25 protein-coding genes are annotated in these 26,057 nt (G+C 62.6%); 19 read left to right on the top strand and 6 right to left on the bottom strand.

Annotated features, from left to right (window positions below; genetic code table 11):
* Position 1: 1 nt before the first annotated feature.
* Together ACFSJC_RS16210 and ACFSJC_RS16205 are read right to left on the bottom strand one after the other, a co-directional pair.
* Entirely contained in the window at positions 2-814 is an 813-nt protein-coding gene (locus tag ACFSJC_RS16210; RefSeq protein ID WP_386028204.1) for an undecaprenyl-diphosphate phosphatase, read from the bottom strand.
* A 52-nt stretch (positions 815-866) separates the two neighbouring features.
* On the bottom strand, positions 867-1,562 hold the full coding sequence (locus ACFSJC_RS16205) for a 4'-phosphopantetheinyl transferase family protein (RefSeq protein WP_386028202.1): 696 nt from the start codon (positions 1,560-1,562) through the stop codon (positions 867-869).
* Between the two features lie 189 nt (positions 1,563-1,751).
* On the opposite strand from ACFSJC_RS16205, the gene ACFSJC_RS16200 reads away from it, so the two are divergent.
* The 4 genes from ACFSJC_RS16200 (at position 1,752) to ACFSJC_RS16185 (ending at position 5,251) form a co-directional block, all read left to right on the top strand.
* Positions 1,752-1,961 carry a hypothetical protein gene (locus ACFSJC_RS16200; protein ID WP_386028200.1) on the top strand — a complete coding sequence of 70 codons (210 nt, stop codon included), beginning with the start codon at positions 1,752-1,754 and terminating at the stop codon, positions 1,959-1,961.
* Positions 1,962-2,083: 122 nt separating this feature from the next.
* Positions 2,084-4,408 carry a Tex family protein gene (locus ACFSJC_RS16195; protein ID WP_386028199.1) on the top strand — a complete coding sequence of 775 codons (2,325 nt, stop codon included), beginning with the start codon at positions 2,084-2,086 and terminating at the stop codon, positions 4,406-4,408.
* Between the two features lie 2 nt (positions 4,409-4,410).
* Positions 4,411-4,764 carry an SET domain-containing protein gene (locus ACFSJC_RS16190; RefSeq protein ID WP_386028197.1) on the top strand — a complete coding sequence of 118 codons (354 nt, stop codon included), beginning with the start codon at positions 4,411-4,413 and terminating at the stop codon, positions 4,762-4,764.
* A gap of 130 nt (positions 4,765-4,894) precedes the next feature.
* Positions 4,895-5,251 carry a hypothetical protein gene (locus ACFSJC_RS16185; protein WP_386028196.1) on the top strand — a complete coding sequence of 119 codons (357 nt, stop codon included), beginning with the start codon at positions 4,895-4,897 and terminating at the stop codon, positions 5,249-5,251.
* An 18-nt stretch (positions 5,252-5,269) separates the two neighbouring features.
* Here the strand turns inward: ACFSJC_RS16185 and ACFSJC_RS16180 are convergent, their stop codons facing one another.
* Positions 5,270-5,734 (bottom strand): EVE domain-containing protein, encoded by a 465-nt coding sequence (locus ACFSJC_RS16180; protein WP_386028194.1) that lies wholly within the window; start codon positions 5,732-5,734, stop codon positions 5,270-5,272.
* Between the two features lie 220 nt (positions 5,735-5,954).
* Here ACFSJC_RS16180 and ACFSJC_RS16175 point away from each other — a divergent pair, with 220 nt between their 5' ends.
* Complete coding sequence (locus ACFSJC_RS16175) at positions 5,955-7,334, top strand: HDOD domain-containing protein (RefSeq protein WP_386028193.1); 1,380 nt, start codon at positions 5,955-5,957, stop codon at positions 7,332-7,334.
* Positions 7,335-7,404: 70 nt separating this feature from the next.
* Here the strand turns inward: ACFSJC_RS16175 and ACFSJC_RS16170 are convergent, their stop codons facing one another.
* Positions 7,405-7,677, bottom strand: a complete 273-nt coding sequence (locus ACFSJC_RS16170; protein WP_386028192.1) for a hypothetical protein — start codon at positions 7,675-7,677, stop codon at positions 7,405-7,407.
* 419 nt (positions 7,678-8,096) lie between these two features.
* The gene (locus ACFSJC_RS16165; RefSeq protein ID WP_386028191.1) at positions 8,097-8,636 is read right to left on the bottom strand and encodes a flavodoxin; all 540 of its coding nucleotides are present in this window, start codon (positions 8,634-8,636) and stop codon (positions 8,097-8,099) included.
* Positions 8,637-8,937: 301 nt separating this feature from the next.
* Between ACFSJC_RS16165 and sbmA the strand changes: the two genes are divergently transcribed.
* The gene (sbmA, locus tag ACFSJC_RS16160) at positions 8,938-10,194 is read left to right on the top strand and encodes a peptide antibiotic transporter SbmA (protein ID WP_386028190.1); all 1,257 of its coding nucleotides are present in this window, start codon (positions 8,938-8,940) and stop codon (positions 10,192-10,194) included.
* Between the two features lie 19 nt (positions 10,195-10,213).
* On the opposite strand, the gene queG is transcribed toward sbmA, so the two are convergent.
* Positions 10,214-11,308, bottom strand: a complete 1,095-nt coding sequence (gene queG / locus ACFSJC_RS16155) for a tRNA epoxyqueuosine(34) reductase QueG (protein ID WP_386028188.1) — start codon at positions 11,306-11,308, stop codon at positions 10,214-10,216.
* A gap of 55 nt (positions 11,309-11,363) precedes the next feature.
* Here queG and ACFSJC_RS16150 point away from each other — a divergent pair, with 55 nt between their 5' ends.
* The 13 genes from ACFSJC_RS16150 (at position 11,364) to ACFSJC_RS16090 (ending at position 26,038) form a co-directional block, all read left to right on the top strand.
* A complete protein-coding gene (locus ACFSJC_RS16150; RefSeq protein WP_386028186.1) occupies positions 11,364-12,875 on the top strand; it encodes an NAD(P)H-hydrate dehydratase in 1,512 nt (503 codons plus the stop codon).
* The gene (tsaE, locus tag ACFSJC_RS16145) at positions 12,875-13,327 is read left to right on the top strand and encodes a tRNA (adenosine(37)-N6)-threonylcarbamoyltransferase complex ATPase subunit type 1 TsaE (protein WP_386028185.1); all 453 of its coding nucleotides are present in this window, start codon (positions 12,875-12,877) and stop codon (positions 13,325-13,327) included. The genes ACFSJC_RS16150 and tsaE overlap by 1 nt, the downstream gene beginning before the upstream one ends.
* 189 nt (positions 13,328-13,516) lie before the next feature.
* A complete protein-coding gene (locus ACFSJC_RS16140) occupies positions 13,517-14,914 on the top strand; it encodes an N-acetylmuramoyl-L-alanine amidase (protein WP_386028183.1) in 1,398 nt (465 codons plus the stop codon).
* A gap of 87 nt (positions 14,915-15,001) precedes the next feature.
* Positions 15,002-16,903, top strand: a complete 1,902-nt coding sequence (gene mutL, locus ACFSJC_RS16135) for a DNA mismatch repair endonuclease MutL (protein WP_386028182.1) — start codon at positions 15,002-15,004, stop codon at positions 16,901-16,903.
* A gap of 117 nt (positions 16,904-17,020) precedes the next feature.
* Positions 17,021-18,016: a tRNA (adenosine(37)-N6)-dimethylallyltransferase MiaA gene (gene miaA, locus ACFSJC_RS16130; protein ID WP_386028215.1), complete on the top strand. Its 996-nt coding sequence runs from the start codon at positions 17,021-17,023 to the stop codon at positions 18,014-18,016.
* 165 nt (positions 18,017-18,181) lie between these two features.
* Entirely contained in the window at positions 18,182-18,433 is a 252-nt protein-coding gene (gene hfq / locus ACFSJC_RS16125) for an RNA chaperone Hfq (protein WP_386028180.1), read from the top strand.
* A 56-nt stretch (positions 18,434-18,489) separates the two neighbouring features.
* Positions 18,490-19,782 (top strand): ribosome rescue GTPase HflX, encoded by a 1,293-nt coding sequence (gene hflX, locus ACFSJC_RS16120; protein WP_386028213.1) that lies wholly within the window; start codon positions 18,490-18,492, stop codon positions 19,780-19,782.
* 244 nt (positions 19,783-20,026) lie between these two features.
* On the top strand, positions 20,027-21,193 hold the full coding sequence (gene hflK / locus ACFSJC_RS16115; RefSeq protein WP_386028179.1) for an FtsH protease activity modulator HflK: 1,167 nt from the start codon (positions 20,027-20,029) through the stop codon (positions 21,191-21,193).
* Positions 21,193-22,074 (top strand): protease modulator HflC, encoded by an 882-nt coding sequence (gene hflC, locus ACFSJC_RS16110; RefSeq protein ID WP_386028177.1) that lies wholly within the window; start codon positions 21,193-21,195, stop codon positions 22,072-22,074. The genes hflK and hflC overlap by 1 nt, the downstream gene beginning before the upstream one ends.
* A gap of 175 nt (positions 22,075-22,249) precedes the next feature.
* A complete protein-coding gene (locus ACFSJC_RS16105; RefSeq protein WP_386028175.1) occupies positions 22,250-22,432 on the top strand; it encodes a DUF2065 domain-containing protein in 183 nt (60 codons plus the stop codon).
* A 126-nt stretch (positions 22,433-22,558) separates the two neighbouring features.
* Positions 22,559-23,761 (top strand): ATP phosphoribosyltransferase regulatory subunit, encoded by a 1,203-nt coding sequence (locus ACFSJC_RS16100; protein WP_386028173.1) that lies wholly within the window; start codon positions 22,559-22,561, stop codon positions 23,759-23,761.
* 12 nt (positions 23,762-23,773) lie between these two features.
* Positions 23,774-25,069 (top strand): adenylosuccinate synthase, encoded by a 1,296-nt coding sequence (locus tag ACFSJC_RS16095; protein ID WP_386028172.1) that lies wholly within the window; start codon positions 23,774-23,776, stop codon positions 25,067-25,069.
* Positions 25,070-25,465: 396 nt separating this feature from the next.
* Complete coding sequence (locus tag ACFSJC_RS16090) at positions 25,466-26,038, top strand: cache domain-containing protein (protein ID WP_386028170.1); 573 nt, start codon at positions 25,466-25,468, stop codon at positions 26,036-26,038.
* Positions 26,039-26,057 lie beyond the last annotated feature (19 nt).

Genomic DNA, 26,057 nt, shown 5'->3' with positions numbered 1-26,057 from the left:
TCTAAAGCACCAGGAAGAGGATCAACCCGCCGAGCAGTAAGCGGTACAGCACGAACGGCAGCATGCTGATGCGCTCGATGAAGTGGAGGAAGAAGTGGATGGTGAGATAGGCGACCAGGAAGGAGAACTGGGCGCCGATGAGCAGCGCGGTCCAGTCGACCGGCTCGACCGCCTGCACGAGATCGATGCTCTCCAGCAATCCGGCCATGATGATGGTCGGTATGGAGAGCAGAAACGAGAAGCGGGAGGTCGCCTTGCGATCGAGTCCGAGCATGAGTCCGGCGGTGATGGTGATGCCGGAGCGCGAGGTGCCGGGGATGATGGCGATCGCCTGCATGCTGCCGATGAAAAAGGCGTCGCGCCAGTTGAGGCTGTATTCGTCGCGGCTGCGCGTGCTGCGCCAGTCGGCCAGCCAGAGTAGCAGTCCGAATCCGATGGTGGTTCCGGCGATCACCAGGGCGATCAGGGTGTCGTCCTGGCGCAGCATTTCCAGCACCGATTTGAGTGGGAGACCGAGCAGCACGACCGGGATGGTGGCGATGACGATCATCCAGCCGAGCCGAGCGTCGCGATCGTCCAGTCGGCGTGTCCCGAGCGAGCGTAGAACGGCCAGCGTCATCCGCGCGATTTCCTTGCGGAAATAGATCATGACGGCGGCGAGGGTGCCGAGATGCACCGAGACGTCGAACGCCAGGCTCTGCAGATCGAAGCCGAACAGCAGCGGCGTGAGGACGAGATGTCCCGAGCTGGAGATGGGCAGGAATTCGGTGATGCCCTGGACGAGCGAAAGGATGAGGATCTGAGTCGCTTCCACGCGGATGCTCCAAGAGGATGAGGGGCGCGAGTATATCCCAGGGGCGAGGAAATCAGACCGACGTCAGGTCGAAGGTCGACCAGGTCTCCAATGCCGGCAGATGCGTGCGGGCGATCGCCGCCACATAGCCGGACTCGGGGACGCAGTGCAGCACCTGTGGCGGCTTGGCTCCAGGCGCGCGCGGACGGAAGAGACCGCGTCCGTCGCATTTGGCGTCGGCTTCCAAGGCGGTCCAGCTGCGATAGAAGCGCTCCAGACGTTCGGTTTCGGGCAGCTCGGCGAGTGCCTCCACGACCTCGGGTGCGAACATGCGCCGGGCGACGGCGTGGATATCGATCCGGGGACGAATCCATTCGCAATCCACCCCGATGTCCGAGTCGGGGCTGTTTCCGGCACAGATCGCGACCAGGGCCAGATCGCCGGTCGTCGTCAGGTTGAACGCGATGGGATTCGCCGCCTCGACGAACGGCTTACCGGCCGGTCCATGGCTGAAGCGGATCGAGTCGGGAGCGGCGTCCAGATAGCGGCTCAGAACCAGGCGAAGACCGGCCTGAGCGCGGATATATCGCTCGCGATAGGCCGCATGCCGCATCCGATCGGCGCGCTCGCGCTGGCGCGTGCCGAGCAGGTAGATACAGTCGTCCAACGCCATCCCGCTGTCGTCTGCGCGGATTCTCCAGAGATGGATGAAGTCCCCCGAACGGGTCGGGCGTTCCTCGGGAGCTTGCCATCGAATCATGTCGGTCATGGTCGCTCGCTGCTCGGCGCCAGATCGGCGCACGTAATCAAGGTGAAGGCGTACTGTCCGGTTGGTTGGGGTAACTCGGTCGGTTAGGCGCGGTTTGCGCCCGATCATGCCAAGGATTCAGCTTGGCTTTGACCCCAATCGTCATCTTCTTATAATCTGATCCTCCCGCAATCTGAAGTCGAGTGGCTCGTGACGGTCCTGGATCATTCCTCTGTCGAGGCTTGCGTCGAGGCGATTTGCCAGAAGGGCTGCCTTCAGGTTCGCCGCGACATCGTCGCGCTGCAATCTGGAGACGATCTGCCCGAGGCCAGGGGGCTCGGTCCGTCGGAGCGCGCACAACTGCTGCGCGAGCTGAAGGACATCATGGCTGTCTACGGCGACGCCTGTCGTCTCGATTGACCCGACCGGATTGACCTATCTTTGCGGGAACCTCCCGCGAACCCCAACATTCCCACTTCGTCGCCTTCGAACCCGATTCAGCGCGTTCCATGGCCCCATATCATTCGGATATCAGTAGCCCCATGAGCAATCTCATCGAGACGATCAGTCAGGAACTCTCGGCCCGGCCGGCCCAAGTCGAGGCGGCCGTCCGGCTGCTCGACGAAGGCGCCACCGTGCCATTCATCGCCCGCTATCGCAAGGAGGTCACCGGCGGTCTCGACGACACCCAACTGCGTCATCTCGAGGAACGGCTCGGCTATCTGCGCGAACTGGGCGAGCGCCGCGTGGCCGTGCTCAAGAGCATCGAGGAGCAGGGCAAGCTGACACCCGAGCTCCAGGCCGAGATCGCGTCCGCCGACACCAAGCAGCGGCTCGAGGACCTCTATCTCCCCTACAAGCCCAAGCGCCGCACCAAGGCCCAGATCGCCCGCGAGGCGGGACTGGAGCCCCTGGCCGATACGCTGCTTGCCGATCCCTCCCAGACGCCCGAGACGGCCGCCGCCGAATTCGTGGACGCAGCGAAGGGCGTGGCCGATGCCGCCGCCGCACTGGAGGGCGCGCGCCAGATCCTGATGGAGCGCTTCGCCGAGGATCCGGAGCTGACCGGCCGGCTGCGCGACCATCTCTGGGAGAACGGCATCCTGGTGTCCAAGGTGATGGACGGCAAGGAGCAGGAGGGCAACAAGTTCTCGGACTATTTCGACTATCGCGAGGCCATCGCCAAGATCCCTTCGCATCGCGCACTGGCCCTGTTCCGCGGCCGCAACCAGGGCGTGCTGAGCCTGGAGCTGCTGGCGGGCGAGGGCGAGGATCCGGACGCGGTCTGCCGGGGCATGGTCGCCTCCCGTTTCGAGATCCGGCATCAGGGCCGGCCGGCCGACGACTGGCTGGCCGAGACGGTGCGCAAGACCTGGCGCATCAAGCTCATGACCCGGCTCGATCTGGAACTGAAGAACCGTCTGATGGAGGCGGCGGAGGAGGAGGCGATCCGCGTCTTCGGCCTCAACCTCAAGGCCCTGCTGCTCGCCGCGCCCGCCGGGCGTCTGCCGACCCTGGGGCTGGATCCGGGTCTGCGCACCGGGGTCAAGGTCGCCGTGGTCGATGCCACGGGCAAGGTGGCCGCGACCGACACCATCTATCCGCACGCGCCCAAGAACCAGTGGGACGCCTCGATCACCAAGCTCGCCGTTCTGGCCAAGGCGCACGCGGTCAAGCTGATCAGCATCGGCAACGGCACCGCCTCGCGCGAGACCGACAAGCTCGCCCGCGAGCTGATCCAGCGCCATCCCGAGCTGGGTCTGCGCTCGCTGGTGGTGAGCGAGGCGGGCGCCTCGGTCTACTCGGCCTCCGAATTCGCCTCCAAGGAGCTGCCCGGGATGGACGTCTCGCTGCGCGGCGCCGTCTCCATCGCCCGCCGGCTGCAGGATCCGCTCGCCGAGCTGGTCAAGATCGAGCCCAAGGCGATCGGCGTCGGCCAGTACCAGCACGACGTCAACCAGACCCGGCTGGCCCGCACCCTCGACGCCGTGGTCGAGGACTGCGTGAACGCCGTCGGCGTCGATCTGAACACCGCCTCGGTGCCCCTGCTGACCCAGGTCTCCGGGCTCAACCGCAGTCTGGCCGAGAATATCGTCCAGTTCCGAGAGACCAACGGCGCCTTCGCCAACCGCAAGAAGCTGATGGGGGTGTCGCGCTTCGGCGAAAAGGCCTTCCAGCTGAGCGCCGGATTCCTGCGCGTGCCGGACGGGGACGAGCCGCTCGACGGCTCGGCGGTGCATCCGGAGGCCTATCCGGTGGTGCGACGCATCGCCGAGTTCACCGGCAAGGACATCCGCAGCCTGATCGGCGATACGGCCACGCTGCGCCGGCTCGATCCGAAGCAGTTCACCGACGAGCAATTCGGTCTGCCGACGGTCAAGGACATCCTCTCCGAGCTGGAGAAGCCGGGACGCGATCCGCGCCCCGAGTTCAAGACCGCCCAGTTCAAGGAGGGCGTCGAGACGCTGAAGGACCTCGAGCCGGACATGATCCTGGAGGGCACGGTCACCAACGTCACCAACTTCGGCGCCTTCGTCGACATCGGCGTCCATCAGGACGGACTGGTGCACATCTCGGTGCTGGCCGACCGCTTCGTCAAGGATCCGCACGAGGTGGTCAAGTCGGGCGATCTGGTCAAGGTCAAGGTGCTGGAGGTGGATCTGGACCGCAAGCGTATCGCGCTGAGTATGCGTCTGGGCGAATCCGCTCCGCCCGGTGAGCGATCCGAGCGCCCTCAGGGACGCACCGGGAAGCCGCCATCGCAGAATAGGCCAGGCCGTGACCGCACCCAGGGGCAGCCGACGACGGCTCCGGCGCCCGCTGGAGGCGCCATGGCCGACGCCTTTTCCAAGGCCAAGCGAGGCTGACCATGGCGCGGGCAGTGAAGCAACAGGGGAGGGCACCCGACCCGCTGTCCGTTCGGCTCTATGTAGCACCCTCGCCGATTCACGGTCGAGGGTGCTTCGCGCGCTGGGGCTTCGAGTTGGGCGATCTGATCGGCACCTTCATCGGGCCGCTGGTGGATGAGGACGGTCCTCATGTCCTCTGGGTGTGCGATGCCGAGAGCGGTGAGGTCGTCGGCCGGGCAGGGACCAACCTGCTGCGCTGGGTCAATCACAGCGGCGATCCCAATGCCGAATTCGATGGTTTTGACCTCTATGCCAGGCGCGCGATCTTTCGGGACGAGGAGGTCACCTGCGACTATGGGGCCGGCAGCGACTGATGGTGCATCGAGCGGTCTGCTGGCGCGACTCCGCAGCCCATCATTCCCGATCTGTGCGATCGATTTTCAAGCAATGAAGCATTTTATGCCAGTTCAACATTTTTAAACATCAACCAATCAGAGGCTGATCATGCAAAAGCGCCCAGAAATCAAAACCGCCATTCCAAAGCGCCGCTATAGCATCGGCAACCATACAGCGGTACTGCTCGGCGAGATCGAGGCCGACACGCCAACCTTCTATCGCTATATCCTGGCCTTCGTTCCGCAAGGGCAGACCGAGCCGGTGCTCTATGTCTGCGCCGAGCAGACGCCGCCCGCCGAGCGCGCCGACGGGGCCTATAGGCTGCGCGTCATCGGCGAGCTCATGTCGGACTTGCTGGACACCGACGATCGGTGGGGTGATATCGACAGTTTTGCCGATCAGGGACTCAAGGTCGGAGTCCAGATGTTGGGCCTGGATGAGGGGCAAGTGACGCGGCTTATGTAGCTGTAGATCGGTCGCTGTTCATTCCAGTGCGAGGATGAAGTTCCACTGCGTTTCGGTGAGCGGCATGATCGAGAGCCGATTGCCTTTGCGTACCAGCGGCAGATCCTCCAGCGGACCGTCGGCGTACTGCTTGAGTTCTGCGAGCGTGATGGTGCGTTTGAGATGGCGTATATAGCGCACGTCGACCAGGTACCAGCGCGGACGATCCGGGTCGCTCTTGGGATCGAAATACTTGGCCTCGGGATCGAAGGCGGTGGGATCCGGACGGGGCGGACTTGCGACCTCGGCTAGGCCGACCACACCTGGCACCTTGCAGTTCGAGTGATAGAAGAAGATGCGATCGCCGGGACGGATATCGTCGCGCAGCATGTTGCGCACCTGATAGTTACGCACGCCATCCCAGGGTTCGGTCCGATCCGCACGCGCGGCCAGATCGTCGATACCGAAGGTCTCGGGTTCCGATTTGAATAGCCAATGGTTCATAGCATCGAAGGGGGAGTCGCGTCGATGATGTTTGGGACGCCGATCATGGTTGACTCTGCCGATCGCGTCCAGTGAGTTCGCTTCCTGCTTCAGGTTTGCCAAGACGCGTTAAGATCGCGTGTGTCTTAACGCGCGGTCTATCGGTGGGAGGACGTCCATTGCGTGAACGGACGTATTTTTCCATAGACGTTATCGATGTTTCAGGTCACGGGGGCGGTAGATGTTCTGGCGACGGGGTCGAGCGAGCGTTGAAATCGAGTCGGGCGGGCAAGAGGTCGATCCGGCCAAGGCGATGAAAGTGGCCGGGGAGATCGGTGCCTTTCCCGGACTTTCGAATCAGAATCTGGCGCGTCTGTTCAATCAGGCCGAATTGACGAAGCTCTCTTCCGGGCAGCGTTTGTTTGAAAGCGGCGAACGGGCGCAGCAGATCTATCTGCTACTCACCGGCTGCGTGCAGGTGAAACAGGCGTCGGCGACCTTCGTCGAGGAATTCGGTCCGGGCGACTGGATCTGCGAGCAGGATCTCGCGAAGCCGACGCGCCATGAGGCCACGGCCATTGCGCGTGCCTCGACCTTGCTGCTGATTCTCGACACCCGTCTGCTGACGGCGGTCGGTGATGAGTTGACGGGATATCTGCACCGTCGCATGGAGCAATCCAATCGTGAACGCCTGACGCGCTTGCGCCACGCGGTCGACGCGTTCGCCTCCCGGCAGGAATCCTTCATCGATCTGCTCTTCGAGGCCCGCACCCGGTCCAGCGGCAGTTTCGCCCAGTCGCCGGCCGTCAAACAGCTGTTCAGCAAGGTAAAGGCGCTGCCGGTCTCCAGTATCACCCTGCTCAACAAGATGCTCGACGAGCGGACCACCAAGAACGAGATCGTCGAACTGGTCACCATGGATCCTTCCCTGACCAGCACCTTGCTGCGGGTGGTGAACAGCCCGCTGTTCGGCTTCAGCCACAAGATCACCAACATCAGCCATGCCATTGTCCTGATGGGTCACAACACGGTCTATCAGGTCATCATGTCCGAGAGCATGCGCCAGAGCCTTCCCGACACGCCGTTCTTCGATGAACTCCATCGGCGTGCGATCGAGGTCTCGCGGATCGCCTTCGTGCTGTCCGAGTCGCTGCAGGTCGCCAGGCCGGCCGAGGTCGCGACCTTGGGTATCCTGTACGATATCGGGCTGGTCGTCATCGAGTTGCTCAAGACCTACAACGCGGGGCTCAGCGAGCTGTTCGATACATTGGATTCGGCCGCGATGGGTTCCGAGCTGATGCGCAGCTGGAACCTGCCCGATATCCTCTGTAAGAGCATCGCCTACAGCCTCTATCCCGAATTCACGCCCCCGCACAAGGTCCCGGTCGAGGTGCGCGCCAACGTGGCCGCGCTTTACCTGGCGCGCTGCTGCTACCAGGAACTCGATGCCGATGCAGAGGCACGGCCGCGACCGTTCATCGCGGACTATCTGAGCGCGCTCGGCTATCCGGATCTGACGCTGGATGAGTTGCTGCGACAGCGTGTGCTGCCGAAGCTGCGTGCGCAATTGCAGGATCTGCCGGCCGAGATGGCGGTACGGGTGAAGGGGGCGCGCCGCTGAAACGTTCTGAGCGCGCTCCAGCCGATCGTGCGAAGCGATTGGCTGGAGCGCAGCGTCGCGGGTCGGTCGCCTAGTCTGGCTGCCGGCTCGTCGTTTCGTCTTCGACCGGCAATTCGATCCATCCCTTGGACAGATAGTGCTTGCGCATGATGTCGTTGGCGAAAATAGGGTAGATCAGCAGGGACAGGCCCAAGGTCACGATGGCGAACAGGATCCAGCCCAGTACATGCCACCAGACGCCCTTGACGGCGAAGTAGACGAATCCAAACAAAAACACCCACAGCCACGCCATCGATGAGACCTCTTGGATCGCCCCGGTCGATGGATTCTGGAATTTCATCATCAGTGTCTCCCATGAGCACTCAGGTGCTCGTCTTGCCTGCAGCCTGGCGCCCACACCGTCGGGCTCGGGCGCCATTGGTTTGGTTGAATCCTGTTCGAGGCCGGCCGCTCCGCATGCCGTCGCGGTATGTCCTGGCTCGCCGAGGGTGCTCGCGTTCGGTCTCTTCGATTGCACGCTTGGTTGCGCGACGGGGCACGATACTCAAGTCGCTGTTCGAGTTCCACTCCGCGAGGCGATCTGTCGTGCGCCATGGACGTTGTTTGCGTCGAGGCGCGTCGGGCGAGGGGAACAGCTATGTCCGCACCTTGTCCGGGAAGCTGGGTGCTAATGCAGGGGGCGGTCGAGGAGATCCTGGCTGTCGTGGCTGATACGAACTGGCTGGGGGAGGGTCTTGCCGGCTGAAAGAAACGGTTCTCGAATCAGGACGTCACGGGCTCGGTGGCCGCGGCAAGAAGGGCGGGTTTGATCTCCGATATCCAGGATGCGAGGCGCTCATCGGTGAGGCTGGCCTGATTGTCGAGGTCGAGGACCAAGCCGCAGAAATTGCCGTCGCCGAGATCGGCGCGCGATAGCTCATATTCGTAGCCATCGGTTGGCCAAGCCCCGACGATTTGGGCGCCGCGCGACTCAATCTCCTCATGGAGCATGCCGAGCGCGTCGACGAATTCGCTCGAATAGCCTTCCTGGTCTCCAAGGCCATAGAGCGCAACGACTTTGCTCGAAAAATCGACCTTGTCCAGCTCGGGTAGAAAGTGCTCCAGCGCTTGCGGATATTCACCAACCCCGAGGGTCGGGGTGCCGAAGATGAGCGCCTCGTAGCCATCGATGAGTTCGGCGGTCGCCTTCTCGAAATTGCAGATGTCGATGACGCCCTCCTCGAAGTGATCGCGCTGGATTTTCTTGGCGATCTTGCGCGTGTTGCCTGTGTCTGTGGCGAAGAACAGTCCGATTTTCTTCATGGGTCACCTCTTCCGGTTGGAGTGCATGAGGGAGCGATGGTGGCAATGCGATGCCGGCGCTTCATTCTTATTGATAATTATTATCAATTATAAATGCGTCCACATCGCCGATCAATGATTGCGTCAGACTCTATCGAGCCCTTACGAACCGGGAACCGGCACCCTGCACCGACGTCGAAGCAAAGACGTCGAATTCGCCCGGGCCCTCCATTCCGCGTTTGCCGATGTCGTGGCGCCTCTTGCGATCCGACCAGGTTCGCGCCACTCTGGCGCGCTTCTTGTCACCTCGGGAGATCTCCCCTTGTTTCGTTCCTTCTTTCCGCGGCCTGGACTCTTCTTTTGGAGTGCCCTCGGCTGGGCAACCCTGTGCATTCTGGTCTGGTACCTGTTCGGTGAAGCCCTAGGTGCAGCGCTGGGGTTTCCGCCCTCGGCGGAAGACGCGCCGCCGGTTATCGGTATCGGCTATTTCGTCACGCCCCAATTCGTCTGGTTCTACATCTATTACGCGCTGGCGACGGCGCTGTTCGCGCTCTTCTGGTTCCGCTACGACCCGCATCCCTGGCGCTGGTGGTCGGTCGTGGGATCCTCGGCCATCCTGTTCTCGACCTATTTCTCGGTGCAGGTCTCGGTCGCCATCAACGAATGGCGCCGGCCGTTCTTCGACGCGGTGCAGAATGCGCTCTCGGGCGCGAGCGAGGTCACGTCCGCCGAGCTGTTCTCGCTGCTGATCGATTTCGCCGAGATCGCCTTCGTCGCCATCCTGGTCGTGGTGGCGACCAGCTTCTTCGTCAGCCACTACGTCTTCCGCTGGCGCACGGCGATGAACGACTACTATGTCGCTCGTTGGGAAGAGGTGCGCACGATCGAAGGTGCCGCGCAGCGTATCCAAGAGGACACCATGCGCTTCGCCGACATCGTCGAGACGCTCGGGGTCAAGATCGTCGATTCGGTGATGACGCTCTTTGCCTTCCTGCCTGTGCTCTTTGCGCTTTCGGCCTATGTCAGCGAGCTGCCCGTCGTGGGCGAGATTCCAGCGCCGCTCTTTACCGCAGCCTTGTTGTGGTCGATCTTCGGGACTGGGCTGCTGGCGGTGGCCGGAATCAAGCTGCCGGGGCTCTATTTCCGCAATCAGCGGGTCGAGGCGGCCTATCGAAAGGAATTGGTCTACGGCGAGGACGACGCGAGCCGGGCACAACCGCCGACTCTACGGATGCTCTTCACCAACGTCCGCAAAAACTATTTCCGACTCTATTTCCATTACTTCTATTTCAACATCGCCCGCTACACCTATCTGCAGGCGGACAACATCTTCGTCTATCTGATCCTGGTGCCCACCATCGCGGCGGGCAAGGTGACCTTCGGTATCCTGCAGCAGATCCTGACCGCCTTCGGCCAGGTGTCCTCGTCCTTCCAGTACCTGGTGAATTCCTGGACGACCATCGTCGAGCTTCAATCCATCCACAAACGTCTCGCGGCATTCGAGGCGGCGTTCGATCAGCGTCCGATTATCGAACCGCCCGAGCTTTCGCCGCACGTTGCCCCAAGCGGCGCCGACTGAGCGCATGCGGCCTGGATCGTCAGGTCAGTCCCTGACGATCCAACGCCCAGGCGACATGCTCACGGACGAGCGCGCTGGGATGCGAGGCATGGATCCGAAGGGTCGTTGAAACCTCCGGGGCGGAACAGGCGTTGCCGAGCGCGACGGCGATGTTTCGCAGCCAGCGCAGATGTCCGATACGGCGGATCGCCGAGCCCTCGGTGCGTTTGAGGAAGGTTGCCTCGTCCCAGCCGAAGAGCTCGATCAGCGTTGCCGTGTCCAGTCCGGCGCGGGGCAGGAAATCGGCCTCACGCGTGGGTTGGGCGAAGCGATTCCAGGGGCAGACCAATTGGCAGTCGTCGCAGCCATAGATGCGGTTGCCGATGAGGGGGCGCAGCGCCTCGGGGATACTGCCCTGGTGCTCGATGGTGAGATAGGAGACGCAGCGACGGGCGTCGAGTTGATAGGGTGCGATGATCGCCTGGGTCGGACAGACGTCGATGCAGGCCTGGCAGCGACCGCAATGGCTCCCTTGGGGCCGGTCGATGGGGAGCGAGAGGTCGGTGTAGATCTCGCCCAGAAAGAACCAGGATCCGGCCTGGGGGTTGATGATATTGGTGTGCTTGCCCATCCAGCCGAGCCCGGCCTTTTCCGCCAGCGGTTTCTCCAGCACGGGGGCCGAATCGACGAAGACCCGGCAGGCTGTCGGGGCGACGGCGTCCTGGATTCGCTCGGCCAAATGCTGTAGACGTCGACGGATGAGCTTGTGATAGTCCCGCCCGAGCGCGTAACGGGAGATGAAGGCCGTTGCGGAATCGGCAAGAATCCGTCGGGTCGTTGCAGGCGTCTCCGGAAGATAGTCCATGCGTACCGAGATCACCCGCAGCGTTCCAGGTATCAGTTCGGCCGGACGCGAGCGTTTGGTGCCATGCCGGGCCATGTATTCCATGTCGCCGTGGCGTCCCGAAGCGATCCATTCCATCAGATGCCCCTCGGCTGTCGTCAGATCGGTGTCGGTGATGCCGACCTGCTGGAATCCCAGCGCGTGTCCCCACTCCTTGATGCGCTCGGCGAGCCGTTGGTTCGGGTGGGTATCCATTGCTCCGGATGGATGATTGGTTTGATGGGGGTTCATAATATGGATACCGCTCCGCCCAGATGGCGGCTATTGGATGGCTTTGCGGAGACAGATGATCGCTAATATTCCCGATGGGGACAGACTTCCACATGCGCTCTATCGTGCCGAACAGGTTCGCGCGCTCGACCGGCTCGCGATCGATGAGCAGGGTATTCCCGGCCGTGAGCTGATGGAGCGTGCCGGCCGCGCACTGTATCGGTTGATACGAGTGCGCTGGCCCCTGGCGCGTCGGCCGGTCGTTCTCGCCGGTGTCGGCAATAACGGCGGTGACGGTTATGTGGTCGCCAGGCTTGCGCTGGAGGATGGGCTTTCGGTTCGGGTCCTGCAACTGGGCGATCCGGATCGGCTGAGTGGAGACGCCGCCTCGGCGCATGCGGACTATTGCAGCGCGGGCGGCCTGGTCGAGCCCTTTCGCCGTGCGCCGCTGAGGGCGGATCTGGTGGTCGATGCCTTGCTCGGAACCGGACTGGAGCGCCCCGTCGAAGGGGCATGGGCTGAGGCGATTGCGGCCATCAACGAACAGCGCGCGCCCGTCGTCGCGGTCGATATCCCCTCCGGGCTGCATTCCGATACCGGTCAGGTCATGGGTGTCGCGGTGCGGGCGACGGTAACGCTCAGCTTCATCGGTTTGAAGCAAGGGCTGTTCATCGGGGATGGTCCCCAATATCGCGGTGACTGCAGGTTCAGCGGATTGGAGATCCCGGCTCTGGTCTATGCCCGTGAGCGACTCTCGATGCGGCGCATCGATTGGCTCCAGCAGGGCGCCGCGATTGCGCCGCGTTCCCGCACGGCGCACAAGGGCGATTGCGGACGTATCCTCGTCGTCGGCGGGGCGCCTGGGATGTCCGGCGCGGCTCGGCTGGCGGGCGAGGCGGCCTTGCGGAGCGGTGCGGGTCTGGTCACTGTCGTCACCCATCCCGAGCATGCCCGCTGGCTGAATCTGACCCGGCCGGAGCTGATGGTCGTGGGTGTCGAGAACCCCCCAGATCTAGCCCCCCTGATCGAGCGCGCCGATGTGGTTGCGCTCGGCCCCGGATTGGGGCGCTCCGACTGGGGGCGGGGTCTCTGGCGTGCGATCAGCAGGGTCGCGCGACCCTTGGTGGTCGATGCGGACGCTCTGAACGCCCTGGCGTTCGAACCGCTGGCGCGGGAGGATTGGATACTGACCCCGCATCCTGGAGAGGCGGGTCGCCTGCTCGGTATGGGCACGGCGGAGATTCAGGCCGACCGGCTTGCCGCCGTTCAGGCTCTCCAGTCGCGCTATGGTGGGATCGCCGTTCTCAAGGGGGCCGGGACCCTCATTCAGGGCGATCCGTCGCGCCCGCCGGCCGTCTGTAGCGACGGCAACCCCGGGATGGCTACGGCGGGATCCGGCGATGTTCTCACCGGCGTTCTGGCGGCGCTGATCGGGCAGGGGCTCGACCTGGAGTCCGCAGCCTTGGCCGGTGTCTGTCTGCATGCGGCGGCGGGCGACCGAGCCGCTCGGGAAGGCGAGCGGGGCATGGTCGCGGGTGATATCGTCGCGGAGCTGCGCGCCGCCGCCAACCGAATCGAGGTCAATTGATGGAAATCATTCTCGCCGATCCAGAGTCGCAAATGGCGTTCGGGGCACGTCTGGGGGCCTGTCTGTCGCCTCCCTTCGTACTCTATCTCGAAGGGGATCTGGGTACCGGCAAGACAACCCTGACGCGCGGACTGCTGCGCGGACTCGGCCACGAGGGTGCGGTGCGCAGCCCGACCTATACGCTGATCGAGCCCTACAGCCTTGCGACCATGCGGCTCCATCACCTGGATCTCTACCGTCTGGGCGATCCTGAGGAGCTCGAATATCTGGGATTGCGCGACCTCATGGAGGCGGATGCCGTATGGGTCGTCGAATGGCCGGATCGTGGCTCGGGAATGCTCCCGCCTGCCGACCTTCGGATCGGCATCGACCATCTTCCCGAGGGTCGCCGGCTTGTATTGCGGGCTGAAAGCCGTATCGGAGAGTCGCTCCTGGTTCGTCTGAACGCGTGACGGAATGCGAGGGATTGCCCCAATTGACGCTTGGAAATAAAACAAGACTACGTGGCTCATCTGCGACACTGCATTGAGGCAGGGTCGAGAAACGGAGGCTAATGCTAGGTTTTGGCTTGGAAAAATCCGTTTTAAACTGCTATCTTTAAATGCCACGAACAGAACGAAAACCGGCATCGGGGAGAGCATGTGAACAGGTTGTTTGTACTCCTTCTGCTACTGATATCCTTGCCCGCCTCTGCGGCTCAGGTGGCGGTCGAGTGTAAACAGGTCTCGACGGATGACGGCAGGACGCGACTCACGCTTGCGGCATCCGGTTCAATATCGCATCAGATCTTCACCCTGGATTCACCGGACCGGGTGGTCATCGATATCGAGAGAGCGACACTGTCGGGCAAGCTGCCAAAGGCAATGACCACGGACCCGACCCTGGTCGGGCTGCGCAGCGGGGTTCGTAACGCCGACGACTTGCGTATCGTCGTGGACCTGAAACATGCGGTCCGGGTCAAAAGCTTCATCTCTCCTGCTGCCAACGGACGCGGTCAGGAGTTGGTCGTGGATCTCCTCTCGGATCATTTGAGCGGCATGCCGATACGTGGCGCGACTGCTGCCGAGTCTTCGAAGGCGCTCTCGGTCTCGCGGGTCCCGCACTCACGAGAGGCCATCGTGGCGATCGACGCCGGTCACGGCGGTGATGATCCGGGTGCGATCGGCGCCACCGGAACCAAGGAGAAGGATGTCACGCTCGCCATCGCGCGCAAGCTGCAGCGGCTCGTCGAGCACGAGCCAGGGATGCGCGCAGTGATGATCCGCAATGGAGACGAGTACATCGGCTTGCGCAAGCGCATCCTCAAGGCGCGCGAGAACAACGCGGACATCTTCATCTCCATCCATGCGGACGCCTACAACAGCCCGGATGCGCACGGATCCTCCGTCTACACCCTGTCTCAGGGTGCCGCGAGCAGCGAGGCGGCCAACTGGCTTGCCAATCGAGAGAACAGCGCCGATCTGATCGGCGGCATCGATCTTTCGTCGAGCGACGAGATGCTGGCGAGCGTGCTCTTGGATATGACCCAGAACGCCACCTTCGAGCACAGCGCCGAGGCCGCCAATGCGGTCTTGTCCTATCTGCGCAGCATCGGGGCGGTCCACAAGGGGCATGTCCAGCGTGCCGGCTTCGTGGTTCTCAAATCGCCAGACATTCCCTCGATGCTCGTTGAGACCGCCTTCATCTCCAATCAAGAGGAAGAGCGGCGGCTCAACTCCAGTGCGCACCAGCAGCGTCTCGCCAAGGCTATCCTCGCCGGCGTCAAATCCTATTTCCGCAAATATCCTCCCCAGCGCCTCGTCACCGCCTCCGTGTCGAGCACGGTGAAGAGTCGATCCGGTTCGGCCGCCGGGGGACGCTATACCGCGAGCGTCGCTTCCTCCGGTGGGCGTGAGTATGTCATCAGCCGCGGCGACACCCTGTCGGGTATCGCCAAGCGATACCGCGTGAGCCTTCGCTCGCTGCGTGCCGAAAACGGTCTGAAGGAAGGCGATTTCATCCGAACAGGAGAGGTGCTCTCCATTCCTGCCGGTTCCTGATTCACTTCGAATCTCCGATCCCGTTCGACTCCGTCCGAGAAGTGTCGCCCAGTGGAAGGCTTGCCCTGGGCGGGCGCTTCTGATTCCATGCCCGACATGCCCAATCCAATCCGTATTCTCGCCGATCACCTCGTCAATCAAATTGCTGCGGGGGAGGTGGTCGAACGCCCGGCTGCCGTCATCAAAGAGTTGATCGAAAACAGCCTGGACGCCGGCTGCGGCCAGATCGAGATCGACATCGAGCAGGGAGGTGTCAAGCGACTGCGTGTCCGCGATGATGGCTGTGGCATCCCTCGGGAACAGCTCGAGCTGGCCCTTTCGCGTCATGCGACCAGCAAGGTGTCCGAGCTGGCCGATCTCGAAGCGGTTGCGACCCTGGGTTTTCGCGGCGAGGCGCTGCCAAGCATCGCTTCGGTGAGTCGGCTGACCCTGACTTCGCGCGCCGAGGAGGACGCCGAGAGTGCCTGGGAGGTGAGCGTCGGCGCAGATGGTCGTCTGGTTTCGCCGCGTCCGGCCGCACATCCTCGGGGCACCAGCGTCGATGTTCGGGATCTCTTTTTCAATACGCCGGCGCGGCGCAAGTTTCTGCGCACGGAGAAGACCGAGTTCGATCATATCGAGCAGGTGGTGCGGCGCGTGGCGCTCGCGCGCCCCGAGATTGGGATCCAGTTGCGCCACAACGGCAAGGGCATCCTGAGCCTCGGCGCGTCCGGAGGCGATGAGTCCAGGGTTCTGGAGCGCCTCGACCGCCTGCTCGGCAAGGGCTTTGGCGAGCAATCCCTGGCGGTGGACGAATCGGCCGTAGATTTGCGTCTCTACGGCTGGGTGATGCGACCGGCCTTTTCGCGCAGCCAGCCCGACCAGCAGTTCTTCTACGTCAATGGTCGCATGGTCCGGGACAAGCTGGTGACCCATGCGGTGCGCCAGGCCTTCAGCGATGTCCTGCATCAGGCGCGACATCCGGCCTACGTGCTGTTTCTGCAGACGCCATCGCGTCTGGTCGACGTCAACGTGCACCCGGCCAAGCACGAGGTCCGTTTCCGCGAATCGCGGCAGGTGCACGACTTCATCTATCGGTCGCTTCATCGGCGCCTGTCGCAGGGCACGCTGGGCTCAGAGGACGTGTCTGTCGGTGCGGCCCCGCTCGTCGAGCGCCCGGACACGCCGAGCGAGCCGTTGTTCGAGCCAACTTCGGGCAGCGTGTCCACCAAGACGATCTCGAACGCCCGTCCGGGAGTGCGATCCGGGTCATTCCCCTCCGCTAGTGGAGTTCGGGATTCGCGCCAGAACTATCAGGCCGATCTGGCCTTTCAGCGACCGCCGCCGAGCGAGCGCGTTGTGGCGCTGGCGTCTGCCACCGGACCAGGCGGGGATGAGGGCTCGGAGCCGGAGCCGCGCCAATCGATGCCGCCGCTGGGCTTCGCATTGGGCCAGCTCAATGGGGTCTATCTGCTCGCTCAGGCCGTCGATGGGCTCATCCTGGTGGATATCCATGCCGCGCATGAACGCATCGGCTACGAGCGACTCAAGCGCGCCTGGAAGGCGGACGATGTCGTCCGCCAGCCGTTGCTGGTTCCCGTCTCGGTGCAGGTTGCACCGAGGGAGGCCGAGCTGTTCGAGTCTCATGCCGAGTCCATCGCCCGCCTGGGGCTGGTGGTGGATCGGATCGATGCCGGTTCGCTGGTGGTGCGCGAGGTGCCCGCGCTGTTGCGTCAGGCGGACATGGAGAGGATGCTGCGCGACCTGATCGCCGATCTGTCCGAGCACGGGCGTAGCACGCGCCTGGAGGAGGCGGTCGACGCCGTGCTGGCGACCCTGGCCTGTCATACCTCGGTGCGCGCCAATCGGCGCCTCACACTGGACGAGATGAACGGTCTCTTGCGCGAGATGGAACGGGTCGAGCGGATCGACCAGTGCAATCATGGCCGTCCGACCTGGGTCAAGCTGACCCACGATGAGTTGGATCGGCTCTTTCTGCGCGGCCGTTGAATGCCTTCGCCGTTGCGGCGATCGTCGTCATCTTTTCGCTATGATCCGGGAACTCGTCCCGATACCCGCTGACCAATCTCCGCGCCATAGGCGCGACGTGCAGGATCCATGAGACAGATGCAAGAGACCCGCGACCCGCGCCCCCCGGTGATTCTGCTCATGGGGCCGACTGCCTCCGGCAAGACCGATCTGGCCGTCGGGCTGGTTGAGCGGCTTCCATGCGAGATCGTGAGCGTGGATTCGGCCATGATCTATCGCGGTATGGACATCGGCACGGCCAAGCCGGACCGCGCGACGCTCGACCGTGCGCCACATCGTCTGATCGATATACTGGATCCGTCCGAATCCTATTCGACTGCGGCCTTTCGCGAGGATGCCTTGCGGGCGATGGAGGAGATCAGCGCCGCCGGTCGCATCCCGCTCCTCGTTGGAGGAACCATGCTCTATTTCCGTGCCTTGCAGCAGGGGCTGGCGACGCTGCCGAGCGCGGATCCCGAAACGCGACAGCGATTGATGGACGAGGCCGAGCGTCTTGGCTGGCCGGTCATGCACGAACGGCTACGGGCGGTGGATCCGGTGAGCGCAAGCCAGATCCATCCCAATGATCCGCAACGCATTCAGCGGGCGCTGGAGGTTCACCGGCTGACGGGGCTCGCGATGAGCGCTCTGATCCGGGAGGCGGCCGAATCGGAGCCCTTTCCTTACCGGGTGCTGAAATTGGTGCGCTGCCCGAGCGAGCGCGCGACCCTGCACTTGCGGATCGAGCAGCGCTTTCGTTCGATGGTCGAGGAGGGCTTGGTCGAGGAGGTCGAGACGCTCTGGTGTCGCGGCGATCTCCACGAGGATCTGCCCTCGATGCGTTGCGTCGGCTATCGACAGGTCTTGAAATATCTGTCGGGCGAGTACAACTGGGATGAAATGCTGCATCGCGGCATCGTCGCGTCGAGACAACTGGCGAAGCGGCAGCTGACCTGGCTGCGAGCGGAGTCCGACAGTCACTGGCTGGACGAAGACGAGAATCCATTGGAGCGATCGATGCATCTCTGGAGCGCGTTCGCCGAGGGCCGAGAATCGTCGCGTCTGATCGCCGCACATCGCGCGGACTGCAAATGACTATGGTGTCAGAGGTCACTTTCAACGAAACTAATAGCGTCTCTTTCGGTGGGTTTGTCCGTCCCGGCTGCGACCCATCCAACCCCGGCGTGTTTTCCTCATGGGATCCACGAAGGTTTCTAGCCGGGCATACATGCTTGACAACAACAACAAGGAGCCAATCCCATGTCCAAGGGACAAAGCTTACAAGACCCCTTTCTCAATGCCCTGCGCAAGGAGCGCGTTCCCGTCTCCATCTTTTTGGTGAACGGAATCAAGTTGCAGGGCCAGATCGAGTCATTCGACCAGTTCGTGGTGTTGCTTAAGAACAACGTGAGCCAGATGATCTATAAGCATGCCATTTCGACTGTGGTGCCCGCGCGCAATGTCAAGTTGCCGACCGCCGACCATGACATGCCCGAGCCTGGCAATAGTTGAACGATCAGCCTGGCACCAATTCCACAGCCACCGCACCCGGTCGCGATGCGACCCTTGTGTTCGAGCGCCCGAAGGTCGGCGAACGGGCCGTGCTGGTTCATTTGGACATGGGTGGGGTCGCCGCCGCGCCAGACGAGCGGGAAGAATTCCGCTTACTTGCGGCCGCAGCGGGGGCCGAGGTTCTCGGCACGCTTGGCGGCAGCCGTTCGGCTCCGGATTCGCGGCTCTTCATCGGTAGTGGCAAGGCCGATGAGCTCAAGATGTTCGTCGAGGCCAACGAAGCCGATCTCGTCATCTTCAATCATCCTCTATCGCCGGCGCAGGAGCGTAATCTCGAACGTCTGCTCCAATGTCGGGTTTTGGATCGATCCGGGCTGATTCTGGATATCTTCGCCCAGCGCGCGCGCTCGTTCGAAGGCAAGCTGCAGGTCGAGTTGGCGCAGCTCCGGCATCTCTCGACCCGGCTCGTGCGCGGCTGGACCCATCTGGAGCGCCAGAAGGGCGGTATCGGTCTGCGCGGCCCGGGCGAAACCCAGCTCGAAACGGACCGGCGTCTGCTCGGCACGCGCGTGGCGATGCTCGAACGGCGTCTATCCAGGATCGAGGGACAGCGCGCCCAGGGACGTAAGGCGCGCGCCAAGGCCGAGCTGCCGGTGGTCTCGCTCGTGGGCTACACCAACGCGGGCAAGTCGACGCTCTTCAACCGTTTGACCCAGGCCGATGTGTTTCAGGCCGATCAGCTCTTCGCAACGCTCGATCCGACCCTGCGTCGCCTGGAGCTGCCCACGGGCGATCGGGTGGTGGTGGCGGACACGGTGGGTTTCGTCAGCCAGCTGCCCCACGAACTGGTCGCCGCCTTTCGTTCGACCCTGGAGGAGACGCGCAACGCCGCGCTGCTGCTGCACGTGATCGATACGGCTGCGCCGCATCGTGCGCGGCTGATCGAGGATGTCGAGGACGTCCTGGCCGAGATCGGTAGCCATGAGATTCCGCGCCTGGAGGTCTTCAACAAGATCGATCTGCTGGGGGGGGAAGCGCCCCGGTTGGAGCGGGATTCAGAAGGGCGTCCGATCCGCGTCTGGCTGTCGGCTCAAAGTGGGCTGGGCATCGATCTATTGCTTCAGGCCCTCGCCGAGCTGACCGGGGGCGAGCGTGTGCGCAGTCGCATTCATCTGGATCCAAGCGAGGGAAAGCGGCGGGCCTGGCTCTATCGGCACGCCCAGATCCTATCCGATCAGGCGGCTGACACAGGCGGTTGGGATCTCGAGCTGATGATCGGACGGATCGATCTCGATCGTCTGTGCGCGCATGATCGCGAACTCGGGCAGCGCCTCGGCGCGGCCTCTTGATTCGGAGCCCGGTTTGCCGAGAGTCGATCGGTCACTTACAATCAATCGCTCATCAGGCTCCCATTGCCAAGATTTATCCTGTCCGAGCTTGATATCGACAACCGGCGTCGGCACTGTTTGCGTCGAAATGCATCCGGCGCTGCGGCCTGATCGCTGCGCCATTCAGCGCGAATGGGCGGCGTCATACTCGACTTGGTCATCCCGGACGACTCCCCAAACCCCAACATGAACAGACGGAGAAGCTATGGCCTGGAATGAGCCAGGTGGCGGCAACAAAGACCCTTGGAGCGGAAGACCTGGTGGCGATCAGGGGCCACCCGACCTCGACGAGGTCGTGCGTAAGCTTCAGGAGCGTCTCGGCGGATTGTTCGGAGGCGGCAAGCCTACGGGCAACGGTCCATCGAATGGGGGAGGGCGGTTCAGCTCCAAAGCGATCGGTGTTGTTCTTCTGATCCTCGTGCTCGTGTGGCTCGCCTCGGGCATCTATATCGTCGAGCCCGCAGAGCGGGGCGTCGTGATGCGTTTCGGCAAGTACACCGATACCACGGGTCCCGGACCTCATTGGCATATGCCGCTCCCGCTGGAGACCGTGATCAAGGTGAATGTCGATGAGATCTCGACCATCACCCATCGGGCCTCGATGCTGACCCAGGACGAGAACATCGTCGAGGTCGAGCTGACCGTCCAGTCCCGTATCCAGGATGCGGCCGACTATCTGTTCCAGGATCAGGATCCGGAACGCACGCTCAACGACGCCACCGTCACCGTCGTGCGTGTCACCATCGGTCAGAGCAAGCTGGATTACGTCATGACCGAGGGCCGCAGCGCCGTCGCGGTCACCATCAAGCAACGTATTCAGAAGCTTCTGGACCGGTACAAGACAGGGCTCATCGTCACCAGCGTGAATATGCAGCCGGCCAAGCCGCCGGAGCAGGTCAAGGCCGCCTTCGATGACGCCATCAAGGCACGCGAGGATAAGGAACGTCTGGAGAACCAGGCCGAGGCCTATTCCAACGAGGTGCTTCCGCATGCCCGAGGACGGGCGGCACGTATCCTGGCCGACGCCAAGGCGTATCGCGACAAGAGCATCGCCGAGGCCGAGGGTGAGAGCGCGCGTTTCGAGGCGATCCTGACCGAATATGCCAAGGCCCCGGCCGTAACCAGGGAGCGCCTCTATATCGAAACGATGGAGCAGGTGATGAGCAGCAACGGCAAGGTGTTGCTGGATGTTCAGGAGGGAGGCAACAGCCTGATCTACCTACCGATCGATCAACTGATGAAGCAGCAGCCTCAGACTACGACAAAACCGGGCAGCAATGGCAATGAGGAGCCGTCGACCGTCGCGACGGTCCCCGAGAAGACCCCCACGCCGCCGCAACGGGTGGTGGATCGTGACCGGAGGGCCCGTTGATGAACCAGACGAAGCTTCTAAAGACGCTCGTTCCGCTCGGTCTGGGCGTGGTGGTGCTCTTTTTCTCGACCTTTACCTTCGTCGTCAAGGAATACGAGATCGCGCTCAAGCTGCGTCTGGGTGAGATCGTGTCCGACGACTATGCGCCTGGGATTCACTTCAAGATTCCAATTCTGAATCAGATCCGTAAGTTCGATCGCCGTATTCAGACCCTGGATTCGCAGCCCGAGCGCTTCCTGACGGTCGAGAAGAAGGACGTGATCGTGGACTCCTACGCCAAATGGCGTATCAAGAGTGCCGCGCAGTTCCTGCGATCGACGGCAGGCATCAGCGCGCGGACGAGTCGTCTGCTGTCCGAACGGATCAATACCAGTCTGCGCGACGAGTTCGGTAAGCGCACCATCCAAGAGGTGGTCTCGGACGACCGTCTGGCTCTGATGGAGCTGCTCACCCGCGAGGTGAACGCCAATGCCGGCGACCTGGGGGTCGAGGTGATCGATGTGCGGGTGAAGAAGATCGATCTGCCTCCCGAGGTCAGCGAGTCCGTCTATCAGCGCATGCGCGCCGAGCGTGAGCGGGTCGCGCGCGACCTGCGTGCCAAGGGCGGCGAGGCGGCCGAGCGTATTCGCGCCGACGCGGACCGTCAGCGCACCGTCATCATCGCGGAGGCCTATAAGCAGTCCGAGGAGTTGAGGGGTGAGGGTGACGCCAAGGCGGCCGATATCTACGCCAAGGCTTACAGCCGCGATCCCGACTTCTATTCCTTTTATCGGAGCCTGAGCGCCTATCGCGAAACCTTCGGCAAGGGCGGGAACCTTATGCTGCTCGAACCGGACTCCGAGTTCTTCCGCTTCTTCCGCGAGGCGTCCGGGCAACCCTGATCGGGATGATCGGGGGGCGTCCGGTATCGCCTCGACCTCGTGGTACGCGAAATCCCCTTCGGGGGATTTCGCGGTTGGACAAACCCCCGTCTGTCTGAAAAGATAGCGCCCTTTGGCCAATCTCGGCCCGCGTTTCGGAGCCGGGCGATCCACTCTCGCGGAATTCATTCATACCGTGCATGACATCCTGGTGGCCCTGTCGCTGGTGCTCGTGATCGAGGGCATTTGGCCCTTCTTGAGCCCAGGCAGCTTTCGGCGTGCGCTTGCGCTCATTGCGATGGAAGGCGAGCGTCCATTGCGGCGTGCCGGACTCGTCAGCATGCTTGTCGGCTTGGCGCTGCTGTACTGGGTGAACTGATTCGTTTCTTGGAGAATCGATTCGGGTGGATGTGGATGATACATTCCAGCCGCGTGGAAACGGCGACTGGGTCTGCGCGAGCGGCTCGGTGAACGAACGACCTAAGTGATATTGAAAAAACGACCGATGAATGAGGAACGGTGGCTGTTACCAGCCGGCATCGAAGAGGTATTGCCGCCCGAGGCTCAGATCGTGGAGTCCCTGAGGCGCGATCTGCTGGATCTCTACGCAGGATGGGGCTATGAACTGGTCATTCCGCCCTTCATCGACTATCTGGAGTCCTTGCTGACCGGAACCGGTCAGGACCTGGACCTTCAGACCTTCAAGCTGACCGATCAGCTGACCGGCCGGCTTCTTGGCGTTCGCGCGGATATGACCCCGCAGGTCGCTCGGATGGACGCGCATCATTTACGTCGAGACGTGCCGACCCGCCTCTGCTATCTGGGTACCGTGCTGCGCACGCGTCCGGACGGCTTCGCCAGCACCCGCAGCCCGCTGCAGATCGGTGCGGAGATCTACGGTCATGCCGGGATCGAGAGCGACGCCGAAATTCTCCAATTGGTCATGTTGACGCTGCGCACGGCCGGAATCACCGAGAGCTATCTCGATCTGGGGCATGTCGGAATCTATCGCGGGCTCGCGTGTCAGGCCGAACTCGACGCCGCTCAGGAGCACGCGCTCTTCGATGCGTTGCAGCGCAAGGCGATCCCCGAGATCGAGTCGTTGATCGGTCGCTTCGGTCTCAGCGGACCGATCGCGGACATGCTGGCCTCCCTGGCCGAACTCAACGGTGCCGACGCACTCGCCCAGGCCGATGATGTTTTGCGTGCTGCGGATCGTCCGGTTCGCGAGGCGCTCGACTATCTGCGGGGGCTGGCGGAAGAATTGCGGCGCTGGCTGCCCGAGGTCGGTGTCCACTACGATCTTGCCGAGCTGCGCGGATACAGGTACAAGACCGGCGTCGTTTTCGCCGCCTTCGTTCCCGACTGGGGGTTGGAGATCGCCCGCGGCGGACGCTACGACGACATTGGGCAGGTCTTCGGCCGTGCCCGACCGGCGGTCGGATTCAGTACCGACCTCAAGGGCCTGCTACGACACGGCAAGGGTCTGGAGGGGCGTGTACAAGACAGCGGACGGATTCTGGCGCCCTGGTCATCCGATCCGGCACTGCGCGAGGCGGTCGAGCGACTGCGCGCATCCGGATGCACCGTGATCAATGCCTTGCCGGGATTCGAACAGGACCCACGCCAACTCGGTTGTCAGCAGCAGCTGGTATGCCGCGATGGACGGTGGGAACCACACGATATCGACACTATCGATAACCAGTAGGAAGCGTGACTGATGGGCAACAACGTCGTTGTAATTGGCTCCCAATGGGGTGATGAGGGCAAAGGCAAGGTGGTCGATCTCCTGACCGACCGTGCCGCCGCCGTGGTGAGATTTCAGGGTGGCCACAATGCTGGGCACACCCTCGTCATCGACGGCGCCAAGACCGTTCTGCACCTCGTTCCCTCTGGCATCCTGCGCGACGGTGTGCGCTGTCTGATCGGCAATGGCGTGGTTCTCTCGCCCCAGGCGCTCTTCGAAGAGCTCGACATGCTCGAAAGGGCCGGGGTTCCCGCACGCGAGCGTCTCGGGATCAGTGCCGCCTGTCCGCTCATCCTGCCCTATCACATCGCGCTCGATCTGGCGCGCGAGCGCGCCCGCGGATCCAAGGCGATCGGCACCACCGGTCGCGGAATCGGTCCGGCCTACGAGGACAAGACCTCGCGGCGCGGTATCCGTCTCGGCGAGCTGTTGGACGCGGAACATTTTGCCGAGCGGTTGCGCGAGGTGCTGGAATACCACAATTTCGCGCTCGAACATTATTACAAAACCGATCCGGTCGATTATGCGGCTGTCCTGGACGAGGCGCTGATTCATGCCGAGGCCTTGCGTCCGCTCGTCGTCGATGTACCCGGACTCCTGCACGAGTTGCGTGAGCAGGGCAAGGACATGCTCTTCGAAGGCGCCCAGGGTTCGCTGCTCGACATCGATCACGGCACCTATCCTTACGTGACCTCCTCGACCACGACCGCCGGCGGCGCCGCGAGCGGTAGCGGTATCGGGCCGCGCGATCTCGACTATGTTCTCGGTATCGTCAAGGCCTATACGACGCGGGTTGGCGCGGGTCCGTTCCCGACCGAACTCATGGACGCGGACGGCGACCGGCTGGGCACACGCGGTGCCGAATTCGGTGCCACCACCGGGCGTAAGCGTCGTTGCGGTTGGCTCGACATGGTGGCCCTGAAGCGCTCCTTCGCGATCAACAGCGTGACCGGCATCTGTATCACCAAGCTCGACGTGCTCGATGGTATGGAGACCGTGAAGATCTGCACCAGCTACATGCTGGATGGCCAAGAAGTGACGGCGCCTCCGGTTGGCGCGGATACCTTCGAGCGCTGCGAGCCCAAGTACATCGAATGCCCCGGCTGGCAGGAATCCACCGAAGGAATCACGTCGCTCGACGAACTGCCGGCGAACGCGCGCGCCTATCTGGAGACCATCGAGCAACTGAGCGGTCTACCCATCGACATCATCTCCACCGGCCCAGATCGCGCCGAAACGCTCGTCAGACGCCACCCCTTCGACGTCTGATTCAGTTCCCCGAGGAAAGGCCCCCCGCCTTTCCTCGGTATCGCAAGATCCAAGGCGCTACTGGCCATGCGTTCTCGGCCGCCTTGACCACTCCGAACGCTTTTCTGCCGTTATTTTCTCGCCTGTTCAGTCGATGTCGGGTTATCGGTGTCGACGCCCGATCCGGATCCAAGAGCGTCTTCCCTTTGTCGGGAGTTTTGCATGTTCTCGCGAAAACCTTTCGTGTTCTATGTTGGCGTTGGTATAGTTCCAACGGTTCTGGAACACGCTGCCCGATATTTCGTGAAGCCGGTAGCACATTCTCAATCTGTCTGCATCGAGGGCTTTTGATCAGGGATCAGATTCCCAATTTATATTGGGCTTGATCGCCCAATCTTTTGATTTTGGAGAGATTCTATGCCTTGCTTCAAACCCCGCCTCACTGTCGTCTTGACTGGTCTGCTGCTGATCCATACGGCCGTCATGGCCGAGGAAGTGCCGGAAAACGTTACCAAGATCGCCCCTCTATTGCTTGAGTGGGGCTCGGATCCCATTCTGATCGAGGCCGTTCAGGCACAGAACGCACTCGGCCGAACACTCGATGAGATCAAGCGTATCGATGCCGAATGGATCCAGGCGAGCGAGCCGACACCCTTCATGATCGAGATGCAGAACAATCCGACAGCAAAAGAACTCAAGAGACTCGAACAGAGCCAACCCTATTTCGTCGAGCTGTTCCTGATGGACGATCAGGGGGCCAATGTCGCCATGACCAATCAGACATCCGATTTCTGGCAGGGCGATGAGGCCAAGTTCACCAAGACGTTCGACGGAGGGAAAGGGGCGCTCCATGTCGGAGATGTCAAGTTCGACAGTAGCGCGCAGTCGTACTTGGTTCAGGTCTCGGTTCCGGTCATGGATTCCGGCAAGGCGATCGGTGCGCTCACCATCGGTATCGACCTGGATCGGCTCGAACAGGAATTTCGGTAGGAACGGTTAAGTCACCATG

Origin of the sequence: Thiorhodococcus fuscus, assembly GCF_042682685.1 — a bacterium.
In the GTDB taxonomy this organism is placed as follows: domain Bacteria; phylum Pseudomonadota; class Gammaproteobacteria; order Chromatiales; family Chromatiaceae; genus Imhoffiella; species Imhoffiella fuscus.
Note: the sequence above shows the minus strand (reverse complement) of the source record. Positions and strands in the feature narration are given on the sequence as shown.